This is a genomic window from Streptomyces marispadix (assembly GCF_022524345.1).
GTDB lineage: Bacteria > Actinomycetota > Actinomycetes > Streptomycetales > Streptomycetaceae > Streptomyces > Streptomyces marispadix.
The window spans coordinates 3,487,621-3,504,786 of record NZ_JAKWJU010000002.1; the positions used below are offsets into that span (position 1 = coordinate 3,487,621).

Consider the following 17,166-nt stretch of genomic DNA (forward strand, 5'->3'; position numbering starts at 1 on the left):
TGTTCGCACCTCCTGTTTCTTCGTGGGATGGGAGGCCGGGGCAGCGGGCTTCCTGATCCGTTGGCCGCTGCCCCGGGCGTTTTCAGGAGTCCTCGGTGAGGCTCCAGGTGCGGTACTCGTTGCGTACGTACTCGCGGGCGCCGTGCTTCGCGTCGTACGCGATGAGCTGTACGGTCGCCGCTTCCGCAGCCTGTATCGCCGACTTCGCGAGTTCCGGCCCGTACGTCGCGGCTTCCGCGAGCGCGATGCGGTCCACTAACGCCGCCTTCCGAAGCCAGAACGCCCGTGGCAGCGCCGGGTCTTGCTCGTGCCGCTCACTCAACTCCGCGAGTGCGGCGATCTCCTGCTCGATGCTCGGGGCCTCGGCGTACACATCCGTGGGTGAACCCTTCCGGCGAGTGGTGTCGGTCGTCTGTGGCATTCAGCTCACGTCCTTCGGGAGCCGGTTCGTACGCGCCCTGTCGATGGCGAAGTGCAGGGCGCTCTCGGCGAGTTCGCCGTAGTGGTACGCGGCCTGAGCCAGGCCCTCGGCCGAGTCGAGCGCGGCAGCGAGCGCCGCCGACTCGTGTGCTTCGAGGTGCTCTTCGGCCGAGAGGGAGTCGGCCGCGTGACGGGCTCTCTCCCGGTAGATCAGGTCCTCGCGGAGCGCGTGCAGCCGCTTGCAGCCGGACCAGCGTGCGAGCCCCTCGCTGAGGTCGGGCATCTCGCCCATGAACAGGTACTCGTCGCGCTCGCGGTGCAGCAGCACCCGCGACGGCTCGTTGCCGCCGAGCACGGAGCGGATGGCCCAGGCGGCGCCGTGCGCGTAGGCGCGTGCCGCGTTCTCGTACAGACCTCGGACCCGCCTCTCCAGGCCGGAGTAGAGGCCGCTGACGGACACCAGGGCGACATCGTGCGGGCGGTGGAACGGCGTGCCGGGGACGGCGAGTTCGCCGACGTGGTGATGCGTGCGGGACGGGTCGGTGTTGGCGATGCCGAGCTTGGCGGTCTGGAGCGCGAGGCGGTACTCGCGGGCGGCGGCGCCGAGCGCGTACACGCTCTCGGGCAGTGTCCGGAACCAGGTCGTCTTGGTGTCAGCCATGGAAGTTCTCCAGGTGGCAGGAGCAGGGAACGAGGGGCTGCCGTGCGGCCGTTGACGACGGCCGCACGGGAGCGGTCAGTGCAGCGGCAGCCGTACGGCCGTGTTGTCGCTTGCCGCTTCGAGCATTTCGCGCAGGTCTCCGCCGACGGCGGCCAGGCGCGCTTCCATGGCCGCCCACGAGTCGGAGTCGATGGCCATGAGCGCGGAGACGGCGACCGGTGCGTTGCCGCGCTGCAACGCGGTGAGTGCGTCGCGGAGTTCGCCGGCGGCGGTCAGGGAGATGGAGGACGAGGCGGGCGCGGACGTGGTGGTGATCGCGTTGCACATGAGCGGAACTCCTTCGGTACTCAGTTGCCGATGGCGGTTACGAGAGCGGTCATGACCTGGTTGATGGGCCCGGCGGCGGGCGTGTTGGCGAGGTAGAAGCCGAAGAGGAGCGAGGCGAGGGCCGAACCGGCGCTGACCGCGTGGTACTTGAGCAGCAGCGCGACGATGAATCCGAAGAGCAGCACGAGCGAGAGCGTGATCACGGGAGCGTCCTTCCTGTGGGAGTGCGGGCGGTCAGCGGGCGCGTGAGTGGTCGCGGTGCATGCGCGCGACGAGGTTGTAGAGGTGCCGGCCGATCCGGATGCGCTTGCCGTGGCCGCGGCAGCGTCGGCAGGAAGGGCCGCGCTTGATGCGTCCGCGGCGGTTGCGCACGACGTGGAAGCCGAAGCCGCGGCACCTGCGGCAGTCGCCGAGGGGCGAGACGGCGCAGAGCGCTGCGTAGCTGAGAGTGACGATGAAGAGGCCGGCGATAGCGTCGGGTGTCGAGGTCATGAGGTCCCCCTGAAGCGGCGGTCGAAGGGCGTCCCCGGACCAGGCCGCTATCCGCTAGCGGCCTGGTCACATGGGGAATGGCGCGCTAGCGGGGCCGCTAACGTTAGCGAGGCGTGCTGCTAGCGGAAGCGGCCCGGAAAGCTCATGCGGCGTCGGACTTTCCGTCACGTTCCGCAATGGCTTTGGCGATGTCGGTACGGGCGATGCCCCGCCGGTTGACGACCCTGCCGTCGACCCGGCGGCCGATCTGGATGGTGCTGATGCCGAGCGGCTTGAGGGATGCGGTGAGCTGTTCCGCGCTCCACTCGCCGTAGACGTCGGGCCGCAACTCGGCCAGCCGGGAGGTGACTTCCTCCGACCACAGCTTCGATTCCTTGCGGCTGACGACCGTGAGGATGTCGGCGAGCAGGTCGTAGGCGGCGGCGGGATCGGCCTCCGGTGCCTCGCCGACCGCATGGCCGGCCAGCGTTCCGGCTGCTTCCCGCAGCCTCCGGCCCCGCAGCGCGATGCGTTCGGCGAGAACGGCGTCCGCGTACACGGAGCGGACGATACGGGCGTCGGCGCCCTCCCCCACGAAGTAGTGGATGCCCTTGTCGGCCCAGGCGAACATGGTCGCCCGTACGCCGCGCTTGTACGCGCCCGTGCCGAGCACCATGTCGTTCTCGATCTGGCCCAGGACCTTGAGGCAGAACCGCGCGGACGCGTTGGCGCCGATCCCGGGCGGCAGGGCGTCCTTGTCCGGGCGCTGCGTGGACAGGAGCTGCACGAAGCCGAGCGCTGGGCCGCGTTTGGTGATGTCGGTGCAGATCTCCTTGATCTCCTCGCCGTACTTGGGGTGTTCGAAGAGGACCTGGCACTCGTCGACGCCGACCACGACCGGGTGCAGCCCCAGCGACTTCTTCGACGCCAGGTCGCTGGTCACCTTCGACTCCGGGCACAGACCCCGCGGCAGAGAGCGGATGACCTTGGCCCGGCGGCGCAGCTCACCGCGCAGTTCCCGCAGGCCGGCGAGGATGTAGAGGATGTCCTCGTCGTCGTCCCCGGCCCGGTAGCGGTAGGCGACCGATTCCAGCGGCCCCAGGTCACCCGTGCCCTTGAGATCGAAGAGGTGCAGCTCGGCCCGGGGGTCGAGCGCCGCGATCAGCAGCAGGAGCCGGAGGAGGAACGTCTTGCCCATGCGCGGGATCGCGCCGATGACGCCCGCGATGTACATGAGCGTGATCTCCACCCACCGGCCGCGCTGGTCGGTGCCGAACGCGACGGGCTTGAACAGGTCGACCGAACCCGACTTCGCCAGCGGCCAAGTCGGCTGCTTGGCCTTCGACATGTCCTGGTCCCCGACCCACAGCACCAGTCGGCCCGTGTGCTCGTCGGGTACGGAGTCGGGCCACACGCAACCGAGCGGTCGGCGCAGACCCGACGCGAGCTTGTCCCGCTTGTCGACGACGTCGGCCACGGTCACGCCGAACGGCAGATCGCCCTCCGCGCGCCAGCCGGGCCCGTCCCTGGTGATCGGCGCGGTGAACGTCAGCGGGTCGCGCCCCTTGGCGACGGCCTGGTTGATCTGGCCGATGCCGAGCGAACCGAGCGCCCTGAGCACGATGTCGCTGGTCAGCTTCTGGACCTTCGGGATTTCCACAGCCCGGTGGACGATCGGGTCGTCCGCGGGCTGACCGAGCCAGCCGAGCGCCAGGGCGACCAGACCGCCGGAGAGGGCCAGAAGCCATCCGGGCGCGAGTACGTAGAGGGACATCGCCGTGGTCATCCCGACTACGGACGCGACGACGGCGACGAGCGTGCGCCAGCGGACACGGCGGTCCCGCTGACGGCTCAACTTCAGGTATTCCTCGACGTCTTCGCGCCTCGCGGCTGCCGCCCGCAGCGGGTCGCCCTCGCGGTCGGCGAGCCACCGCATCGTCCCGCCGACGAACTGGGCTGCGCCGTACGGAGCTTGAGCGGTCAGCCGCAGCCCGTACCAGGGGATGCGCACCCCGTGGTACGCGGCCGTATGCCACGTATGGCCCGCGAGCCAGCCGGCAGCGGTGACGAACTCCGGCTTGGACGTCGCCCAAGCAGGGAGCACCGGACGGCGCTTGGCGCCGCGTACCCGATCCATGAAGCCGGGACCCGACGGGCCACCGGGCTTGTCGACCTCCAGTCGAGCAGTCGGGTCACCGGACTCGTCGGGGTCGGACGCTGCCGACTCGGTCGGCTTGGAGCGAGCCGACCGGGCCTCGCTCAGGTCGACCACCCCGTTGTCTTCTCCGGCGGCCATCTCCGATTCGAGCCGTTCGAAGAGCTCGTTCTCGTCGTCATGGTTCACTGGCACGTCCTTCCGTGTAGGGACGCGCCGGGCCCGGCTGCTGCTGTGGTAGGTAGGTCAGCCGGGCCCGGCGCCATGGGTTTGCTCGGGTTCGCGCCGAGCTGTGGCTGTCGGCCGACCGAATCGGCCGACGGAGCGGTCCGGGTCAGCCCGCCGCTGCGGTTTCGAGTTCCGGGAGCTGTTCCTCTTCGCTCTGGCGCTGTCGGCGCTCCGCCTTGAGCTCTTCGCGAAGCTCGCGGGACCGGTCCTGCCCGCAGCCGACCGCCTCGCGGATGCGCTCTGCGGTCAGCGCCGAGTCGGGCCAACTGGCCGTCGTCTTCCGGGCCTTGGCCAGGTGCTGCTCGAAGGAGGACCGGGCGTTGCCTCGTGACGCCTTGCGCCGGGGAGTACGTCGACGAGGCGAACGGGGCGACTTCGGAGGCGCCCCGGGCTCCTGTTGGCCAGTCGCGCCTGCGGCGTCCTCATCCGGCTCGGCGACGGCACCGTCCGGAGCCACGTCGCCGAGCTTGAGCAGCACGCGCTCCCGCAGCGGCGCCTGACTGCGCCACCGCCACCCGTACCGCTCACGAAGGCCGGCGCGCCGCAGCTGCCGTTCCTTCTCCCGTTCCAGCGCCTCGCGGTAGCTGGTGATCTCCCACAGCGTCATGCGACGCCAGAGGGCGAACGTCGAGCGCGGAGCAAGGAACCAGCGGGAGCGGCGGATGCGTTCCATCCGGGCGCCGGTGGCGGCTCCGATGCGCACGGCGTAGACGTGCGCGACGACTTCGGAGAGGCCGACCCACAGCAGCGGCATTGTGCCGTGCGCGACCTTCGCCGAAGGGCTTTCCCCAGCAGCGACGTTGAGCCAGCACGTGACGAACGTGAGCGCCCAGGGCACCCAACGAACCCACGACAGACGCATGTCCAGCCTGATGAGCAGCAGGTTGGCCGCGGTGAACACTGGGATCGCCGCATCGATCCCGACCGGCAGCATCCACGGGTGCGCGAAGCCCCAGCGCTCAGCGGCGCGGGCGACGGAACCGAACGACGTCGCCAGCCCCAGCCCGCCGACCCCGACACCGGCCGGGACGACGACCGCGAGCAGCGCCTTCTCTGCCCTGCCGAACGGCGGCGGAGCAGGGGCCGTCATGCGGCGTCCTTGGTCCACGGAGCCCGCGCCCGCTTCGAGGGGTGGTCCCACAGCGGTGCGACCTCGCGGAGCGCAGCGGCGTAGGCGGCGTTCACCCGGGCGATCTCATCGTGCCGCCCCAGCTCGTTGAGCTCCGCGAGCACATCCCGAGCGGCAGCCGTACGGGCCTCCCTCTCGTCGTACGGCTCGCCGGGAAGCCCGAGGAACAAGTCCCGGAAGCAGTCGGCAGGTTCCTCGAAGCTCTGGGCCAATTCCTCGAACTCGGAGGTCTTCCCGGCCTCCTGATCGCCTGCGTAGGCACGCATGCTCTCTCCTCGTCTCGTCGGTGGGATGGGGTACGGGGCAGCGGGCTTCCTGATCCGTTGGCCGCTGTCCCGCGTGGACGCGACGGCACGGGCGTGCTGTCGCGTGTGGCTTGCGCAGGGACCGCTCACCTCGTCGGTCGAACGAGCGATCATGACCTCCGACATGCCTCGGAGAGGCGATGCCGGAGATCAAAAGCACTCATTCGTCCAGGTGCACTCTGTTGAGTTCTCAAGGCGCGGGCGCTTCCTTCGGGCCTCTGTCACCAGGCCCTCCGGGCGCTTCCCGACCGCGGCTCCCGCCGGAAGGCGGGCATGAAGCGGTCGCGGCCAACAAGAGGTCTTGTCCTCAAGACATCTTGATGACTTGCTCACCGACTATGACGTTCCTCTCCCGACTCGTCAAGTCCTCTTGATGACTCGTAGGCTGGGAGTCGTCTCCAGATCGGAACAGACCGGCTTCAGAACGGATCAGCTATGGCGAAGGCGTACGAGCGGATCGCGGAAGACTTCCGGCATCCCATCCGCGCAGGTGAGCTGAGGCCGGGCGACAAGCTGCCCACCGAGGCCTGGCTCGCGGCGCACTACAAGAAGGGGCTGCCGACGGTGCGCCAGGCGCTCGCGCAGCTGGAGGCCGAAGGGCTCGTCGAGAAGAAGCACGGCCGTGGCACCTTCGTACGAGTGCCGCGGAAGCTGGTGTCACGCAGCAACGAACGCCACCAGTGGGAGAAGGACCGGGCCCGCGAGCCCGAAGCGAAGCGGCTTAAGACGGGCTCGACCGAGCACGACACCGGGCTGACGGTCGACGACCTCGTCTTCAACGCGAAGTACGAGGAGATCCCGGCGAACGAGGACCTCTCCACGGCTTTCGGGGTCCCCGAGGGCACGACCATGCTCCGGCGCACGTACCGGACTCGCTACAGCGCCGAGCCGGCGCCCTTCACCCTCGTGACCTCATACCTCGTCCGCGACATGGTCGCGAAGAACCCGGACCTGCTCGACGAGACCAACGAGCCCTGGCCGGGCGGCACTCAGAACCAGCTCTACACCGTCGGCATCGAGCTCGACCGCATAGAGGAACGCGTCACCGCACGCCCTCCGTCCGCCGAAGAGGCCGAGGAACTGGAGCTGCCACCCGGCACCGCGGTGCTCGTACTCCGGAAGTCCTCGTACGACACCGAAGACCGCCTGGTGGAGATGTCGGACGTCATCCTCCCCGGCGACCGCACCGAAATGACCTTCGTGACCCCACTGGATCGGTGGTAACTCCCTTGCCGCAGCGCATCGTTGTCCTCACGGCAGTCCACGCCCCCGGCGCCCACCACCTGCCGGACGCGTACCGCTCGCTCCAGGAGCAGGAGCTGCCGGACGGGTGGGAATGGCAGTGGGTCATCCAGGAGGACGGCGAGACGGACGCGGTCGCCGAGCTCGTGCCCGACGACCCGCGGGTGAGCTTCGCCCAGGGCCGACGCGGCGGACCCGGCGTCGCCCGGACCATGGGACTCGCCCGCGCGCAGGGCGAGTTGGTGAAGGTCCTCGACGCGGACGACATGCTCACCCCGGGCGCGCTGGCCCGTGACATCGCCGTCTTCGAGCGCGAACCTGACGTCGCGTGGACGACCTCCCGCGTCCTCGACGCCCTCCCGGACGGCACCACGATCGGCTTCGACGGCGACCCCGAAGAGGGCCCGATCGAACGCGGCTCCGTCCATGAGCATTGGAAGTCCCACGACTACCGCGCCCAGGTCCACCCGGCGACGCTGTGCGTCCGCCGGGACCTGCTACTCGCGCTCGGTGGGTGGATGGCCCTGCCGGCATCCGAAGACACAGGGCTGTTGCTGGCGCTGAACGCGGTGAGCCGGGGGTACTTCACGCGCGAGGTCGGGCTGATGTACCGCAAGTGGCCTGGTCAGGCGACCAATCAGGCTGCACATGGGCACAAGGACGAGCGCGAGGCGCGGATGGCCGTGGTCGATGCACGTGTTCGAGAGCTCGTTCAGCTGAACTGGCGGTTTTCGCGCGGGGAGGGGAAGTAATCCGTTCCCGCTCCCAATCGGCATTCATCACAGCAGGTTCAGACCGCCCTGTGACATCTGCGCTCTCGCTAGCGGGTTCGGTGCGCTATGAGACGGTTAAGCAGCATCAACAATGCGAAGGCTGCAACCGTCATGCCCAACGTCTGGAAAAATTCAATGCTGAAGCCGAACCGCAAATACATTTCCACGGTGAAGCCAGCGCAAGCGATCATGACAATGACCAGCACCACGGCGAGCCAATCGCACAGAGACGCAAGGGCATCACGCAAGGGCGCAGGTGGCGGGGACTGTGACGACGCCTCCTGAACGTGAAAATTCACATATTGATCGCCACCAGCCTGGTACACGTGCCCCTCACCGCTAGCTTGGGCATGCATTTCCCATGTGTGTTCTTGACCGCCCGGGCCTTCGGCCTTCGTCACCGGTTTCTCCATACTGATCGACACAAGATCCTGCTGAAATGAGATCACAGAGGGCCAAGCTGCTGGGCGACCTCTAGACCAACGTCTGCTATGAACTTGATGTTGAGGTTGGCTGGGTCCCCCAGCACGTAATAAACGAAGATGCCGATGCCCGTGATCAAGTACAACCCGGAGTGTGTGTCGATCGGCTCGGCCCAGTGGGACAGCCGTTCACGAAGAATTGAGAACCCTGTGGCCCCCACGACGAGGGAACCCACCGAGTAGAGCACAGCCAAGAAGGACGGAAACGACTCTGCGGTCACGACGGAGTGGATACTGGCGCCTGCGAGCGCGAGTGGAAGCAGCGCGACCAAGGCGGTGAGAACGCTCAAGAGCGCTTCCAGGACCCCGCCCCAGGAACTGCCGTCCTCATCCTCGTCGTACCCGTCGTCATCCTCTTCGTCGTCATCGTCGTCTATGTCAGGTGTCAGGCCGTAGAGGTGGTACTCCGTGATGTGTTGGTCATGGCCCGCTTGATAGACACGTCCCTCATCCTCCGCGCTGGCTCGCATGTGCCAACGACCATCTTCTTCATCGTCCCAGCGGGCGGCGCTCATCGCTCGCTGATGAACTGGTTTGCACCTGTTTGATACACGCGGCCGTGATCACGGGCCTCGGCGTGGAAGGTGACGTTCGCACGGGACGAGTCCGACCCTGCTTGCTTGGAGAGCAGAGCCTCAAATTCAGCTGCAGCAACAGGGTCATCCAGGAAGAGCGTCAGCATGCGACCTTCCCAGGCCGACCGGAGCGCTTGCCGGACCTGTTCGGCTTCGGTGTCCGGAGTAGCAAGCAGCGCCGCGCGAGACGTTTCAAGCTCTCTCTCCAGCTCAACAGCGGAGTCGGGCCGGAATCGTCGCCACAGGCTGACGACGCCTGATCGGAACGTGTTCCACCCGTCTGTCGCCATGGCCGATACCACTGCTGTACCGCCCGCGCTGGCCAAGGCGATGAGCGTCGGGTCCACCGAATCCCCCCTTTTCCTTGCCTCCAGACGTTTGATGGTAGTCGTCAACTCCTATGCCTAGGCCGACAGTTGGAGGAGTCACTCACCTTCCGTCGCAGATCCCGCCGCTTCCTTCGCTGGATCATCACCCTCGCTCACCGCGGGTGGGCCGTATCTGGAGCTGATCGTGGTGAGCCAGATCGCTGAAATAGCGGTGACGTGACCAGGTGTTGAAGTCTCCGATGACGATGAGCCGGCGGCGCGCGCGGGTGACCGCGACGTTGAGCAGATTCGGGTTCTTAGAGGCCCAATCACGGGAACCCACCTGTCCGGTTCCTGTGCCGAGGACCAGGATCACGATGTCTGCTTCTTTGCCCTGCGTGGTGTGCACCGTCCCATAGCGCTTGTCATCGAGACGGCTCCCCACCACCCTGCGGATCCCGTTGACGACGTCACGGAACGGGCTGACGACGAACACCGACTGGTTCAGCCGACGGGTCAACTCCTGAGCGTGAGCGCCCCGGCTCTCGCCCGGCACGAGCGGCACACTTTGGCTCTCTTCCATCTCCTCCTGCAGCACTTCGCTGATGCGGTCACGGATTAGCCTGAGAGAGTCTTCAAGGACGTGACCTTCTTCGGGGTTCCACTTGTCATCGCTCGGCAGCGAGCCCACGTCCCTCCAGACGCTCCACCGGGCGAGTGGAAACTCCTCCCCTTCTCGCAATACCCCGTAGACCATCATGCCGTCGTAGGCGATCTTGTTGCTGACTTCGAACATCAGTCGATCGCAGCGGCGGTGCACACGCAGGGGCGAGCCGAGCCAGACGTTTTCGCCCTCGCCGTCCTTCAGCCAGGTGCCATACGAATTGAGGCGGTCCGCCAGGGTCTGGACCGAGCCCGCGGCCGGGGTCCACTGTCGATCCACCTCGAAGTGCGAGGCGAGCCGCTTCTGGCCGGTCCACGGGAGAGGAACCACGGGCTCCAGCTGAAGGGGATCGCCGACGACCACTGCACGGCGCGATCTCCACAGGGCGCCGATCACCTCCTGCGGCGCGGCCTGCCCTGCTTCGTCTACGAACAACCAGCCCAGGGTCTCGCTGCCCAGCTTGTCGAACATCCGCCCCATCGAGGCGAAGGTCGTGGAGACGACAGGGACGACGAGGAATAGCATCCGCCATGCTGCGAGGACCGTCTCCGCGGGCAAGCTTCTTGGCGCCTTTCCCTTGACTACGTCCATGGCAGCCAGCAGGTTTTTGCGCATTTTCTCGGGCGCGGCAGTGAGCAGAGCTCGGTGCAGGTCCAGTGCGGCAAGGAAAAGAGCGGTGCGTGCCTCGGCAATCTCGGGGTCCATCCAAGGAGCGGATAGCTCCCTTGCTTCCATCGCCTGTCGGTCATCGGGATCGGCTCGCCACTCCGGTCCTGGCACTGCGGCCCCCCACCGCCTGCGAGCTGCGTCCAACTGGCGGCGGTTCTGCTCAAGCTCACGGTGTCTGTCTTGTACCTGCTGCCCCGCCCCAACCGCCTGTGCAGTCTCCTCTTCCAACCGCTGTTCGCAGGCACTCAAGGCCCACTGGGCGCGCTGAACATCCGTCAGCGCCTGGTCCAGCTGTCCTTGGGCGGTGCGAAGCTCTCCGTGCACCGTTTGGTGGGTAGATTCCTGGGCGGCCAGATCGGCATCGGCGTCCTGGAGCCTGGTCTCGAGCGGGACTCGTTCGCTCTCCCAGCGCTGCCGAGCCTCGCGACTGAAGACCCGTTTGAAGATTCCGGGCTTCCGGGCGTCATGGGCGTGAAGTGCCGCCTCCGCGGCTCTGACACCCTGCTCCGCTGCTTTCACCCGGGCTTCCGCCGGTTCGAGCTGGCCCCGTATGGCAATGACGACTCTTTGGCGTCGCGTGTGCTCCTGCTCACTCCGTTCAAGCGCCATGCAGCAGCGACGCCGCTCGCTGCGGAGTTGGTCCACTCGACGGTGCGCATCAGTTTCACGAGCCAGCATCTGTCCCAGAAGCGCGTCAGGGCCCGCTTCACGCCGTGCCAGGTCTGCGATCTCTTGCCGCTTCGCCGTCAGTTCGCGGACTTTGCGCCGGGCTTGGTTGAACTGGCGCACGGCCTGGGTCCAAGTCTCCCGCCCAAGTGGCGCCGACTGATCGCTCTCGGCCCCTTCTTCTTCGGCCGCGGTGACGGAATTACTCGCGGAGGAACCAGCGTACGCACTCTGCGTCTGCAGCATCTTGTGGAGCCCCACCCGCAGCTCTCCGGTGTTGGTCCGCTGATGGTCGGGCTTTTCCGCCTTCCCCCACCAGAAGCGTTCGACAAAGCCCGAACGATTGCTTCGCTTACCCAGGCAAGCGGCGATCGCGCCCCACGCCTCACCCTTCAGTAAGAGGCTCGCGGGGCCGGAGAGATACTCCGCGTGGGGCTTCCATGCCTCGCCTATCGCCTGCGCGCTGGGGACTTCCAATGTCACATTCTCAACCGCGCCGTTGTTCGAAGAAGCGATCACGATCTCGAAGCCCGAGAGCGCCGGGATGAGGGGGAAAAGGGTGGGCGCGAATGTCTTGCCAGCGGTCTCCTCCGTGCGCCATCTCAACGGCTTGCGGGTGAAGGCATCTTCGGGGCTCTTCAACACAGCCAGCCGTTCGGCTCTCTGCACGACCACGGCCGCGATGAGGTCACGCAACATGGTTGTCTTGCCTGTGCCCGGCGGCCCGTTCACGGCGTAGATACCGCGTCCGCCTTCTGTCCCGAGGGTTTCAATGATGCGGTTCACCGCGAACTGCTGGCTCAGCACCAGGGGTTTGTCATCGTCCGCCGGCCATCGGCCCGCAGGCATGCTGGACGGTTGCACGTGCTCCAGCACGGTTTCGGGAAGACGACGCACGTCGAAGCGGCGCATCGCATCGAGGTCTTCCTCGGCGCGAAGGTAGTTCAGCAACGCGGTACCAGACTGTCCCTTCTCAAGGGCGTTGGCTACGCGGGCGAGGTCGTCGGCGTAGAAGCTGTTGAGGAAGACATCGCCGACCGGCTCATCAGCTCGCTTTGCCGAGACCTCGTAGCTCCTGACGCGGATCGCGTCTGGCTTCAGTACTGCTGCGACGCCCAGTCGCTCAGCCACCCAGCGGGTAATAGCAGCCAGATCGTAGACGTCGAGCACCTTCGTGCCGACTTCCGCGGGAGGTTCCTCCGGCTCCTCCGACGCATCTGGGCTCTCCGCTGATGCATCCGCTTCGGAGCTGTTCTGCTCCTCTGGGGGATTCCCCTTTCCTGCAGTACGGTCGGTAAGCCTTGCCATGGCGGACTCTGCCATGTCGCTGCCCACCTGCTCGACGACCTTCGCAGCTATGGGTCCTGCTACGGGGCCGAGGCCGGCAGTTACTGAGGAGGCCGCCAGGCCGATTCCGCCCTTCGCCACACCGAGGGCCAGCTTGGACATGAGTCCCGCGACTGGACCGAGTGACGGTGCCGGCCCGCCCCTGTCGGCCGGCGGCTCACGTTCCACGTCGATCTTTCCGTCGCCGAGGTCCAGCAGACGTGCCGTCAGGTCTTCACACTGCTCCTCGAAACCGGTCAGCCACCGGGCGTCGTGCGGTCCGGGATCCAACGTCTGTGAGACAGCCCATGCGCAGGATGAGAGAGTGACGCTCTCCTTGAGTAGCTGACCTGCCTCGTTCACGGTGAAGCAAAGCAGGGCGCTGTCGCCGCTGATCCGCCCGTCGAAGTCCTGCTCGGACTCCGGTGAACGGAAGGCTTCAAGGAGAACGTCGCGCACCTTGTCGATCGAGAAGATCCCGGCGTACACCGTGTGCTGCCACGCGCGCTTCTCGTTAAACCGCATCCTGCTGATCGCGGAGCCCGGTTCCCAGGGAAGTGGCTGGTTCGCCCACACAGGGAACATCTTGTTTCTCGGGTTAACGCGTGGCACATCTGGCGGACTGAAGTACTCCACCGCGCGCCAGAAACGCAGGATCTGCGCTTGCCGCTTCCGTTCCACCTTCGACCGGTTGACGGCCCCCACCCAGCCCCCCTGAGTTCGTCGAACTGCGGGCACGCTAACAGAAGTTGAGGCGTCGGCTGGGTGCGTCGCAGCGGACCGAATCAGCGCTTCTTAGCAGCTCGGTAGATCAAGTAAGAGGCGGCCAAGATGAAGTCCACCGTCACCCAGAACGCCACGACGGCGCCGGCGAGCAGCGAACAGCTGGAGGTTCGCGGATCGTAAGGACCCCGCGTCCCTTTCGACCGGGACAGACGGGCCTTGCGTGGTGTGGAATCCCGGCTACATAGCAGAGCACGCGGGGAGGCTACGGTGCGAAGGATGTCGGGGTGGGTACGGAAACCGCCTCTTATAGGGGTGTTGGCGGTCGGCCTGACGGCTGTCGCCGTGGGGCTGTATCTGTTCCAGCCGTGGAAGCTGTGGACGGACGAGAAGGTCGATGAGGCGCCTCCCGGCGCTGCCGCACCTGAGACGTCGGACGGACGGCCGGAGTCCGGGACGCCGGGCGACTCCGCCGGATCGGGCAAAGCCGAGAAGCCGGCCCGGCCGACGACGCTGACCTCGGGCGAGTTCATCACCCACGAGCACGAGACCACCGGACGTGCGAAGGTCGTCGAGCTAGAGGACGGGTCCCGGATCCTCCGCCTGCAGAACCTGAACACCAGCAACGGTCCCGACCTGAAGGTCTGGATCACCGACGCGAAGGTGAAGCCAGGTACGGCTGGCTGGCACGTCTTCGACGACGGCGCCCACCTCAGCCTGGGGGGACTCAAAGGCAACAAGGGGAGCCAGAACTACACACTGCCCACCGAGGCGGACCTCGACGAATACACCAGCGTGACCATCTGGTGCGACCGCTTCAATGTCTCCTTCGGAGCAGCCGAACTGTCCCGCGTCTGATCGCACCGGAAGGGCGTCAGTCCTTCTTCACGGCTCGGTAGATCAAGTACGAGATGCCCAAAATAAAGTCCACCGCCACCCAGAACGCCACGATGACACCGGCCCCGATCGTGGCTCCCAGCCCGGTAGCCGCTTCGCAATCCTCCTGTGTGAGCCCGGTACAGTCAGGCGCTCCCGCGGTCGAGACGAGCCCGACGATCAGCCAAATCAAGAAGATGAGCTGGACGACCAGGAACGTCCAGAGAAAGACGCGGCGCTTCTTGCGCTTCGGCGGCTCGGTCGGCGCTGCTGTTGCAGCACTGTCAGCCCGTACCCCATGGCCCCATTTGGGCTGATGAGCTGAGGACACTCCCGCGGGGTGGGCGGCATGACGTCCGTGGTGACTAGCCATTTTGCGCTCCGGCATCCGTTGGATCCCGAGTAGTTCAATTGTAACAAAAGGGGATAATAGGGCCGAGCCGCGGACGTGGGCGTGCGTTGCTCATCCCTTGCGTTACTGCTCCCGCTCCTGCGTTAGTCGGCAGTGTTGATCGGCACCTCGTACACGATCTCGCACAGCGAAGCCGGCACCACGATGTCCGCGGTTTCGACCGGGCGCCCCTCGTCGCTGTAGTACGTGCGCTGGATCTGCGTCACCAGCGCGCTGCGCGCCAGGCCAAGGAGAGCGATCTCCTCGGCCGTGGCATGCCGCGGTTCGGGCTGCTCAACGGCGTGGCTGACGGTGACGCCGATCTCCGCCATGCGCTCGACGACGCCGCGGCCGGTGAAGGGGCCGCCCTCGGGGAGCACGACGAGCGTCCCGCCGGTGAGGTCGTACGGCTCCCAACTCGTGGAGAGCTGTGCCGGTTTGCCGTTGGCCATGAACTCGTACCGCGTGCGGACGCCGAGGTCTCCCTCGTTGATGCCGAGCCGCGCCGCGATGTCCGCGGGAACGGGAACCTTCGCCTCGGTATGGCTCTCCCAGGTGCCCTGCCTGCCGAGCGCTGACATGTCCGCGCGGAACGGTGAACCTCCGCGACGCTCACGGCTCAAGGATCGCACCATCCGCAGACGCGAACGCGGCTCAGCAACGTACGTGCCCGAACCCGTGCGTCCTTCGAGCAGGCCCTGCGCGATCAACAGATCGTTCGCGCGCCGTACGACGTTGTGCCCTACTCCGTACTCCTCGCCGAGCCGTGCGCGCGAAGGCAGCTTCTCGCCAACTGCCCACTCACCACTGGCGATGCGCTCCCGGAGCAGGTCGGCGATGCGGATGTACGGCGGCTGCTCTGGCATATGGAAAATCTAGCCCACTCTGGCTAAGCTGATTAAGCACCTTTACTCCACGTGACCGAGGCGCGACGGAGGACTTCCGCATGCCCACACCTGCGTCCCGCGCAGACGAGGTAGCGGAACGCCTCACCGCCGCGGGGCTCACGCCAGAGGTGAAGGACCAAGAGAACCACTTCCTTGTGGAAGCCAAGACACCTGGCCGGGCCTCTCCAGAATCCTGGAAAGCCCTGTTAGGGGCGCTGGAAGCCGCCGATCACTTCGGTCAGGACGTCAGCGCTGGCGGCATGACCGTATGGGCCGCCATCCGAAAAGGGGACCCCCGCGACAGCGCCGGCTGCCCGGGGGCATGGCCGTCAGCTTTAGGGAGCTGAGCGACGTGATCAACCGTAGCCACTACACCGACGAGCAGCCATGGTGCGTGCTTCACGCTCACAACCAGCCGCTCCCAGGACCGCAGCATCGGGCGACTGACGCAAGTCCTTCTCTGCCCCGGGACGGATGCCCACCACGCGCTCTTCCGCGCCTCGTTGAGGTGCGCTCATGAGCCATGTGCAGCAACAACGTGCCCCGGACTGGCGCACTCCCTACGTCTCGGTGGCTTGCCGTATGGGAGCGCACGGCCAATGCACGGAAGCCGAACCCAGGGCGGAACAGCAGTCCTGGCCCGTCATCTACGAGATCTGTTGCTGCACGTGGTGCCACCCCCGGCAGGAAGGGGCGTCGATGCATCCGAACAGCGCTTCCGTATCGGTCACTTCGGCCACGGTTCTCCGCGGAGACGTCATTCAGGTCGGCGGTCAGCCGCTCATCGTCTCCGACATCGTGGCGCTTCCCCACAAGGCGAAGCGTCTCCGGTTCGAGACGGGGGAGACCCTGACATTGCACGTCCGGACGCGCCTGGCGGCCTTCCGGCGGAAGGCGCGGTGGTGACAGTGGCGCGATACCAACGAGTCGCGGACTCGATCCGCGAGCGGATCGCCGACGGGACCCTTAGCGCCGGCGATCGTCTACCTACAGAGCCACTGCTCGTCGACGAGTACGCGGTGAGCCGGCTGACTGTGCGGCACGCTCTCGACGTTCTCCAGGCAGAGGGGTTGATCGAGAGGTTTCACGGTCGCGGCACGTTCGTCCGGCGGCGGCCTCAGCGAGTCTCGTACGTCAGCGCATGCAGCGGCGGATTCCGTCAGTCGGAGGCGGACCACGTCGACACCGAGACGTACGTGAGGCACGGCTCGGTGCTCGCGGAGGCGCCGCTGACTGCCCTGATGCAAGTCGAGCCCGGTACGGAACTGGCGGAGTACCTGTACTTCAGCCGGCGGGACAAGGACCCGTACAGCCTGGCGCGCATCTACGTCCCCCTCGACCTGGCGAAACTCCTCGATACTCCTACGGCGAAGCTGCCATGGGGAGCCGAGATCCCCTTGGGCCTGGAGGCCGCCGGCATCCGCCTGGCTCACGTCACTGAACGGGTCACGACACGACCGCCAACGCAGGACGAGGCGGGCCGCCTGAACCTCCCACCTGGAGCAGTGGTGTTGGAGGTCGAGCGCACCTCGGTCGACGACCAGGGCAGGGTGGTTGAGGGCGCGCAACTCGTAGCGCCACAGGACCGTATTGAAGTCGTCTTCTCCAAGGCCCTGGCGAAGTCGGCAGGCGGTGATCTGTCGTGATGCTCGGGAAGCCGTGCTGCCTCTGCGAGGCGAAGCAGGGGGAGAAGATGCTCGTCCAGATTATCGAGAGCGGCTCGGGCCCTGGTTGGAGCCTCTACGCCTGTCCGAAACCGTGCGCGCAGGAGTACGCCGGCCGCTCGTACGCGCCCGAGTGGCTGGCGAAGGAGTTGACCGAGCTGGGGCTGTGGCCTCCGGAGAGCTGACCGACCGCGACCGACGGGGCCCTCACGCTGAACGCGTGA

20 protein-coding genes are annotated in these 17,166 nt (G+C 66.7%); 6 read left to right on the forward strand and 14 right to left on the reverse strand.

The genetic code is table 11. The annotated features are described in order from the left end of the window. Positions 1-82: 82 nt before the first annotated feature. From MMA15_RS14490 to MMA15_RS14525, 8 genes are all read right to left on the reverse strand, one after another. Positions 83-421 carry a hypothetical protein gene (locus MMA15_RS14490; RefSeq protein ID WP_241060062.1) on the reverse strand — a complete coding sequence of 113 codons (339 nt, stop codon included), beginning with the start codon at positions 419-421 and terminating at the stop codon, positions 83-85. Continuing rightward, on the reverse strand, positions 422-1,081 hold the full coding sequence (locus tag MMA15_RS14495; RefSeq protein ID WP_241060064.1) for a hypothetical protein: 660 nt from the start codon (positions 1,079-1,081) through the stop codon (positions 422-424). A gap of 75 nt (positions 1,082-1,156) precedes the next feature. Next, on the reverse strand, positions 1,157-1,408 hold the full coding sequence (locus tag MMA15_RS14500; RefSeq protein ID WP_241060065.1) for a hypothetical protein: 252 nt from the start codon (positions 1,406-1,408) through the stop codon (positions 1,157-1,159). Between the two features lie 20 nt (positions 1,409-1,428). Continuing rightward, a complete protein-coding gene (locus tag MMA15_RS14505) occupies positions 1,429-1,611 on the reverse strand; it encodes a hypothetical protein (RefSeq protein WP_241060067.1) in 183 nt (60 codons plus the stop codon). A 31-nt stretch (positions 1,612-1,642) separates the two neighbouring features. Further along, positions 1,643-1,900: a hypothetical protein gene (locus tag MMA15_RS14510; RefSeq protein WP_241060068.1), complete on the reverse strand. Its 258-nt coding sequence runs from the start codon at positions 1,898-1,900 to the stop codon at positions 1,643-1,645. Positions 1,901-2,042: 142 nt separating this feature from the next. Next, the gene (locus MMA15_RS14515; RefSeq protein WP_241060070.1) at positions 2,043-4,223 is read right to left on the reverse strand and encodes a cell division protein FtsK; all 2,181 of its coding nucleotides are present in this window, start codon (positions 4,221-4,223) and stop codon (positions 2,043-2,045) included. Positions 4,224-4,368: 145 nt separating this feature from the next. Next, on the reverse strand, positions 4,369-5,352 hold the full coding sequence (locus tag MMA15_RS14520) for a DUF2637 domain-containing protein (RefSeq protein WP_241060072.1): 984 nt from the start codon (positions 5,350-5,352) through the stop codon (positions 4,369-4,371). Continuing rightward, positions 5,349-5,657, reverse strand: coding sequence for a hypothetical protein (locus MMA15_RS14525; RefSeq protein ID WP_241060074.1), 309 nt, complete (start codon positions 5,655-5,657; stop codon positions 5,349-5,351). The genes MMA15_RS14520 and MMA15_RS14525 overlap by 4 nt, the downstream gene beginning before the upstream one ends. Before the next feature lie 474 nt (positions 5,658-6,131). Here MMA15_RS14525 and MMA15_RS14530 point away from each other — a divergent pair, with 474 nt between their 5' ends. Together MMA15_RS14530 and MMA15_RS14535 are read left to right on the forward strand one after the other, a co-directional pair. Then, complete coding sequence (locus MMA15_RS14530; protein WP_241060076.1) at positions 6,132-6,920, forward strand: GntR family transcriptional regulator; 789 nt, start codon at positions 6,132-6,134, stop codon at positions 6,918-6,920. Between the two features lie 5 nt (positions 6,921-6,925). Further along, on the forward strand, positions 6,926-7,690 hold the full coding sequence (locus MMA15_RS14535) for a glycosyltransferase family 2 protein (protein WP_241060078.1): 765 nt from the start codon (positions 6,926-6,928) through the stop codon (positions 7,688-7,690). A gap of 68 nt (positions 7,691-7,758) precedes the next feature. On the opposite strand, the gene MMA15_RS14540 is transcribed toward MMA15_RS14535, so the two are convergent. The 4 genes from MMA15_RS14540 to MMA15_RS28230 form a co-directional block, all read right to left on the reverse strand. Then, entirely contained in the window at positions 7,759-8,112 is a 354-nt protein-coding gene (locus MMA15_RS14540) for a hypothetical protein (RefSeq protein WP_241060080.1), read from the reverse strand. A gap of 44 nt (positions 8,113-8,156) precedes the next feature. Beyond that, positions 8,157-8,663, reverse strand: coding sequence for a hypothetical protein (locus MMA15_RS14545; RefSeq protein ID WP_241060082.1), 507 nt, complete (start codon positions 8,661-8,663; stop codon positions 8,157-8,159). 41 nt (positions 8,664-8,704) lie between these two features. After that, a complete protein-coding gene (locus MMA15_RS14550; RefSeq protein WP_241060084.1) occupies positions 8,705-9,115 on the reverse strand; it encodes a hypothetical protein in 411 nt (136 codons plus the stop codon). A gap of 124 nt (positions 9,116-9,239) precedes the next feature. Then, positions 9,240-13,106: a DEAD/DEAH box helicase gene (locus MMA15_RS28230; RefSeq protein WP_241060086.1), complete on the reverse strand. Its 3,867-nt coding sequence runs from the start codon at positions 13,104-13,106 to the stop codon at positions 9,240-9,242. Between the two features lie 297 nt (positions 13,107-13,403). Here MMA15_RS28230 and MMA15_RS14560 point away from each other — a divergent pair, with 297 nt between their 5' ends. Then, positions 13,404-13,982, forward strand: a complete 579-nt coding sequence (locus MMA15_RS14560) for a DM13 domain-containing protein (RefSeq protein WP_241060087.1) — start codon at positions 13,404-13,406, stop codon at positions 13,980-13,982. A 16-nt stretch (positions 13,983-13,998) separates the two neighbouring features. On the opposite strand, the gene MMA15_RS14565 is transcribed toward MMA15_RS14560, so the two are convergent. Beyond that, the gene (locus MMA15_RS14565; RefSeq protein ID WP_241060089.1) at positions 13,999-14,331 is read right to left on the reverse strand and encodes a hypothetical protein; all 333 of its coding nucleotides are present in this window, start codon (positions 14,329-14,331) and stop codon (positions 13,999-14,001) included. Positions 14,332-14,495: 164 nt separating this feature from the next. Continuing rightward, positions 14,496-15,257, reverse strand: coding sequence for a GntR family transcriptional regulator (locus MMA15_RS14570; protein WP_241060091.1), 762 nt, complete (start codon positions 15,255-15,257; stop codon positions 14,496-14,498). A gap of 537 nt (positions 15,258-15,794) precedes the next feature. On the opposite strand from MMA15_RS14570, the gene MMA15_RS28235 reads away from it, so the two are divergent. From MMA15_RS28235 to MMA15_RS14585, 3 genes are read left to right on the forward strand one after another with little or no spacing between them, the layout of a single operon-like run. Next, complete coding sequence (locus MMA15_RS28235; protein ID WP_308290544.1) at positions 15,795-16,184, forward strand: hypothetical protein; 390 nt, start codon at positions 15,795-15,797, stop codon at positions 16,182-16,184. Beyond that, the gene (locus MMA15_RS14580) at positions 16,181-16,924 is read left to right on the forward strand and encodes a GntR family transcriptional regulator (RefSeq protein ID WP_241060093.1); all 744 of its coding nucleotides are present in this window, start codon (positions 16,181-16,183) and stop codon (positions 16,922-16,924) included. The genes MMA15_RS28235 and MMA15_RS14580 overlap by 4 nt, the downstream gene beginning before the upstream one ends. 47 nt (positions 16,925-16,971) lie before the next feature. Then, positions 16,972-17,127 (forward strand): hypothetical protein, encoded by a 156-nt coding sequence (locus MMA15_RS14585; RefSeq protein WP_241060095.1) that lies wholly within the window; start codon positions 16,972-16,974, stop codon positions 17,125-17,127. The last annotated feature ends 39 nt before the right edge of the window (positions 17,128-17,166 follow it).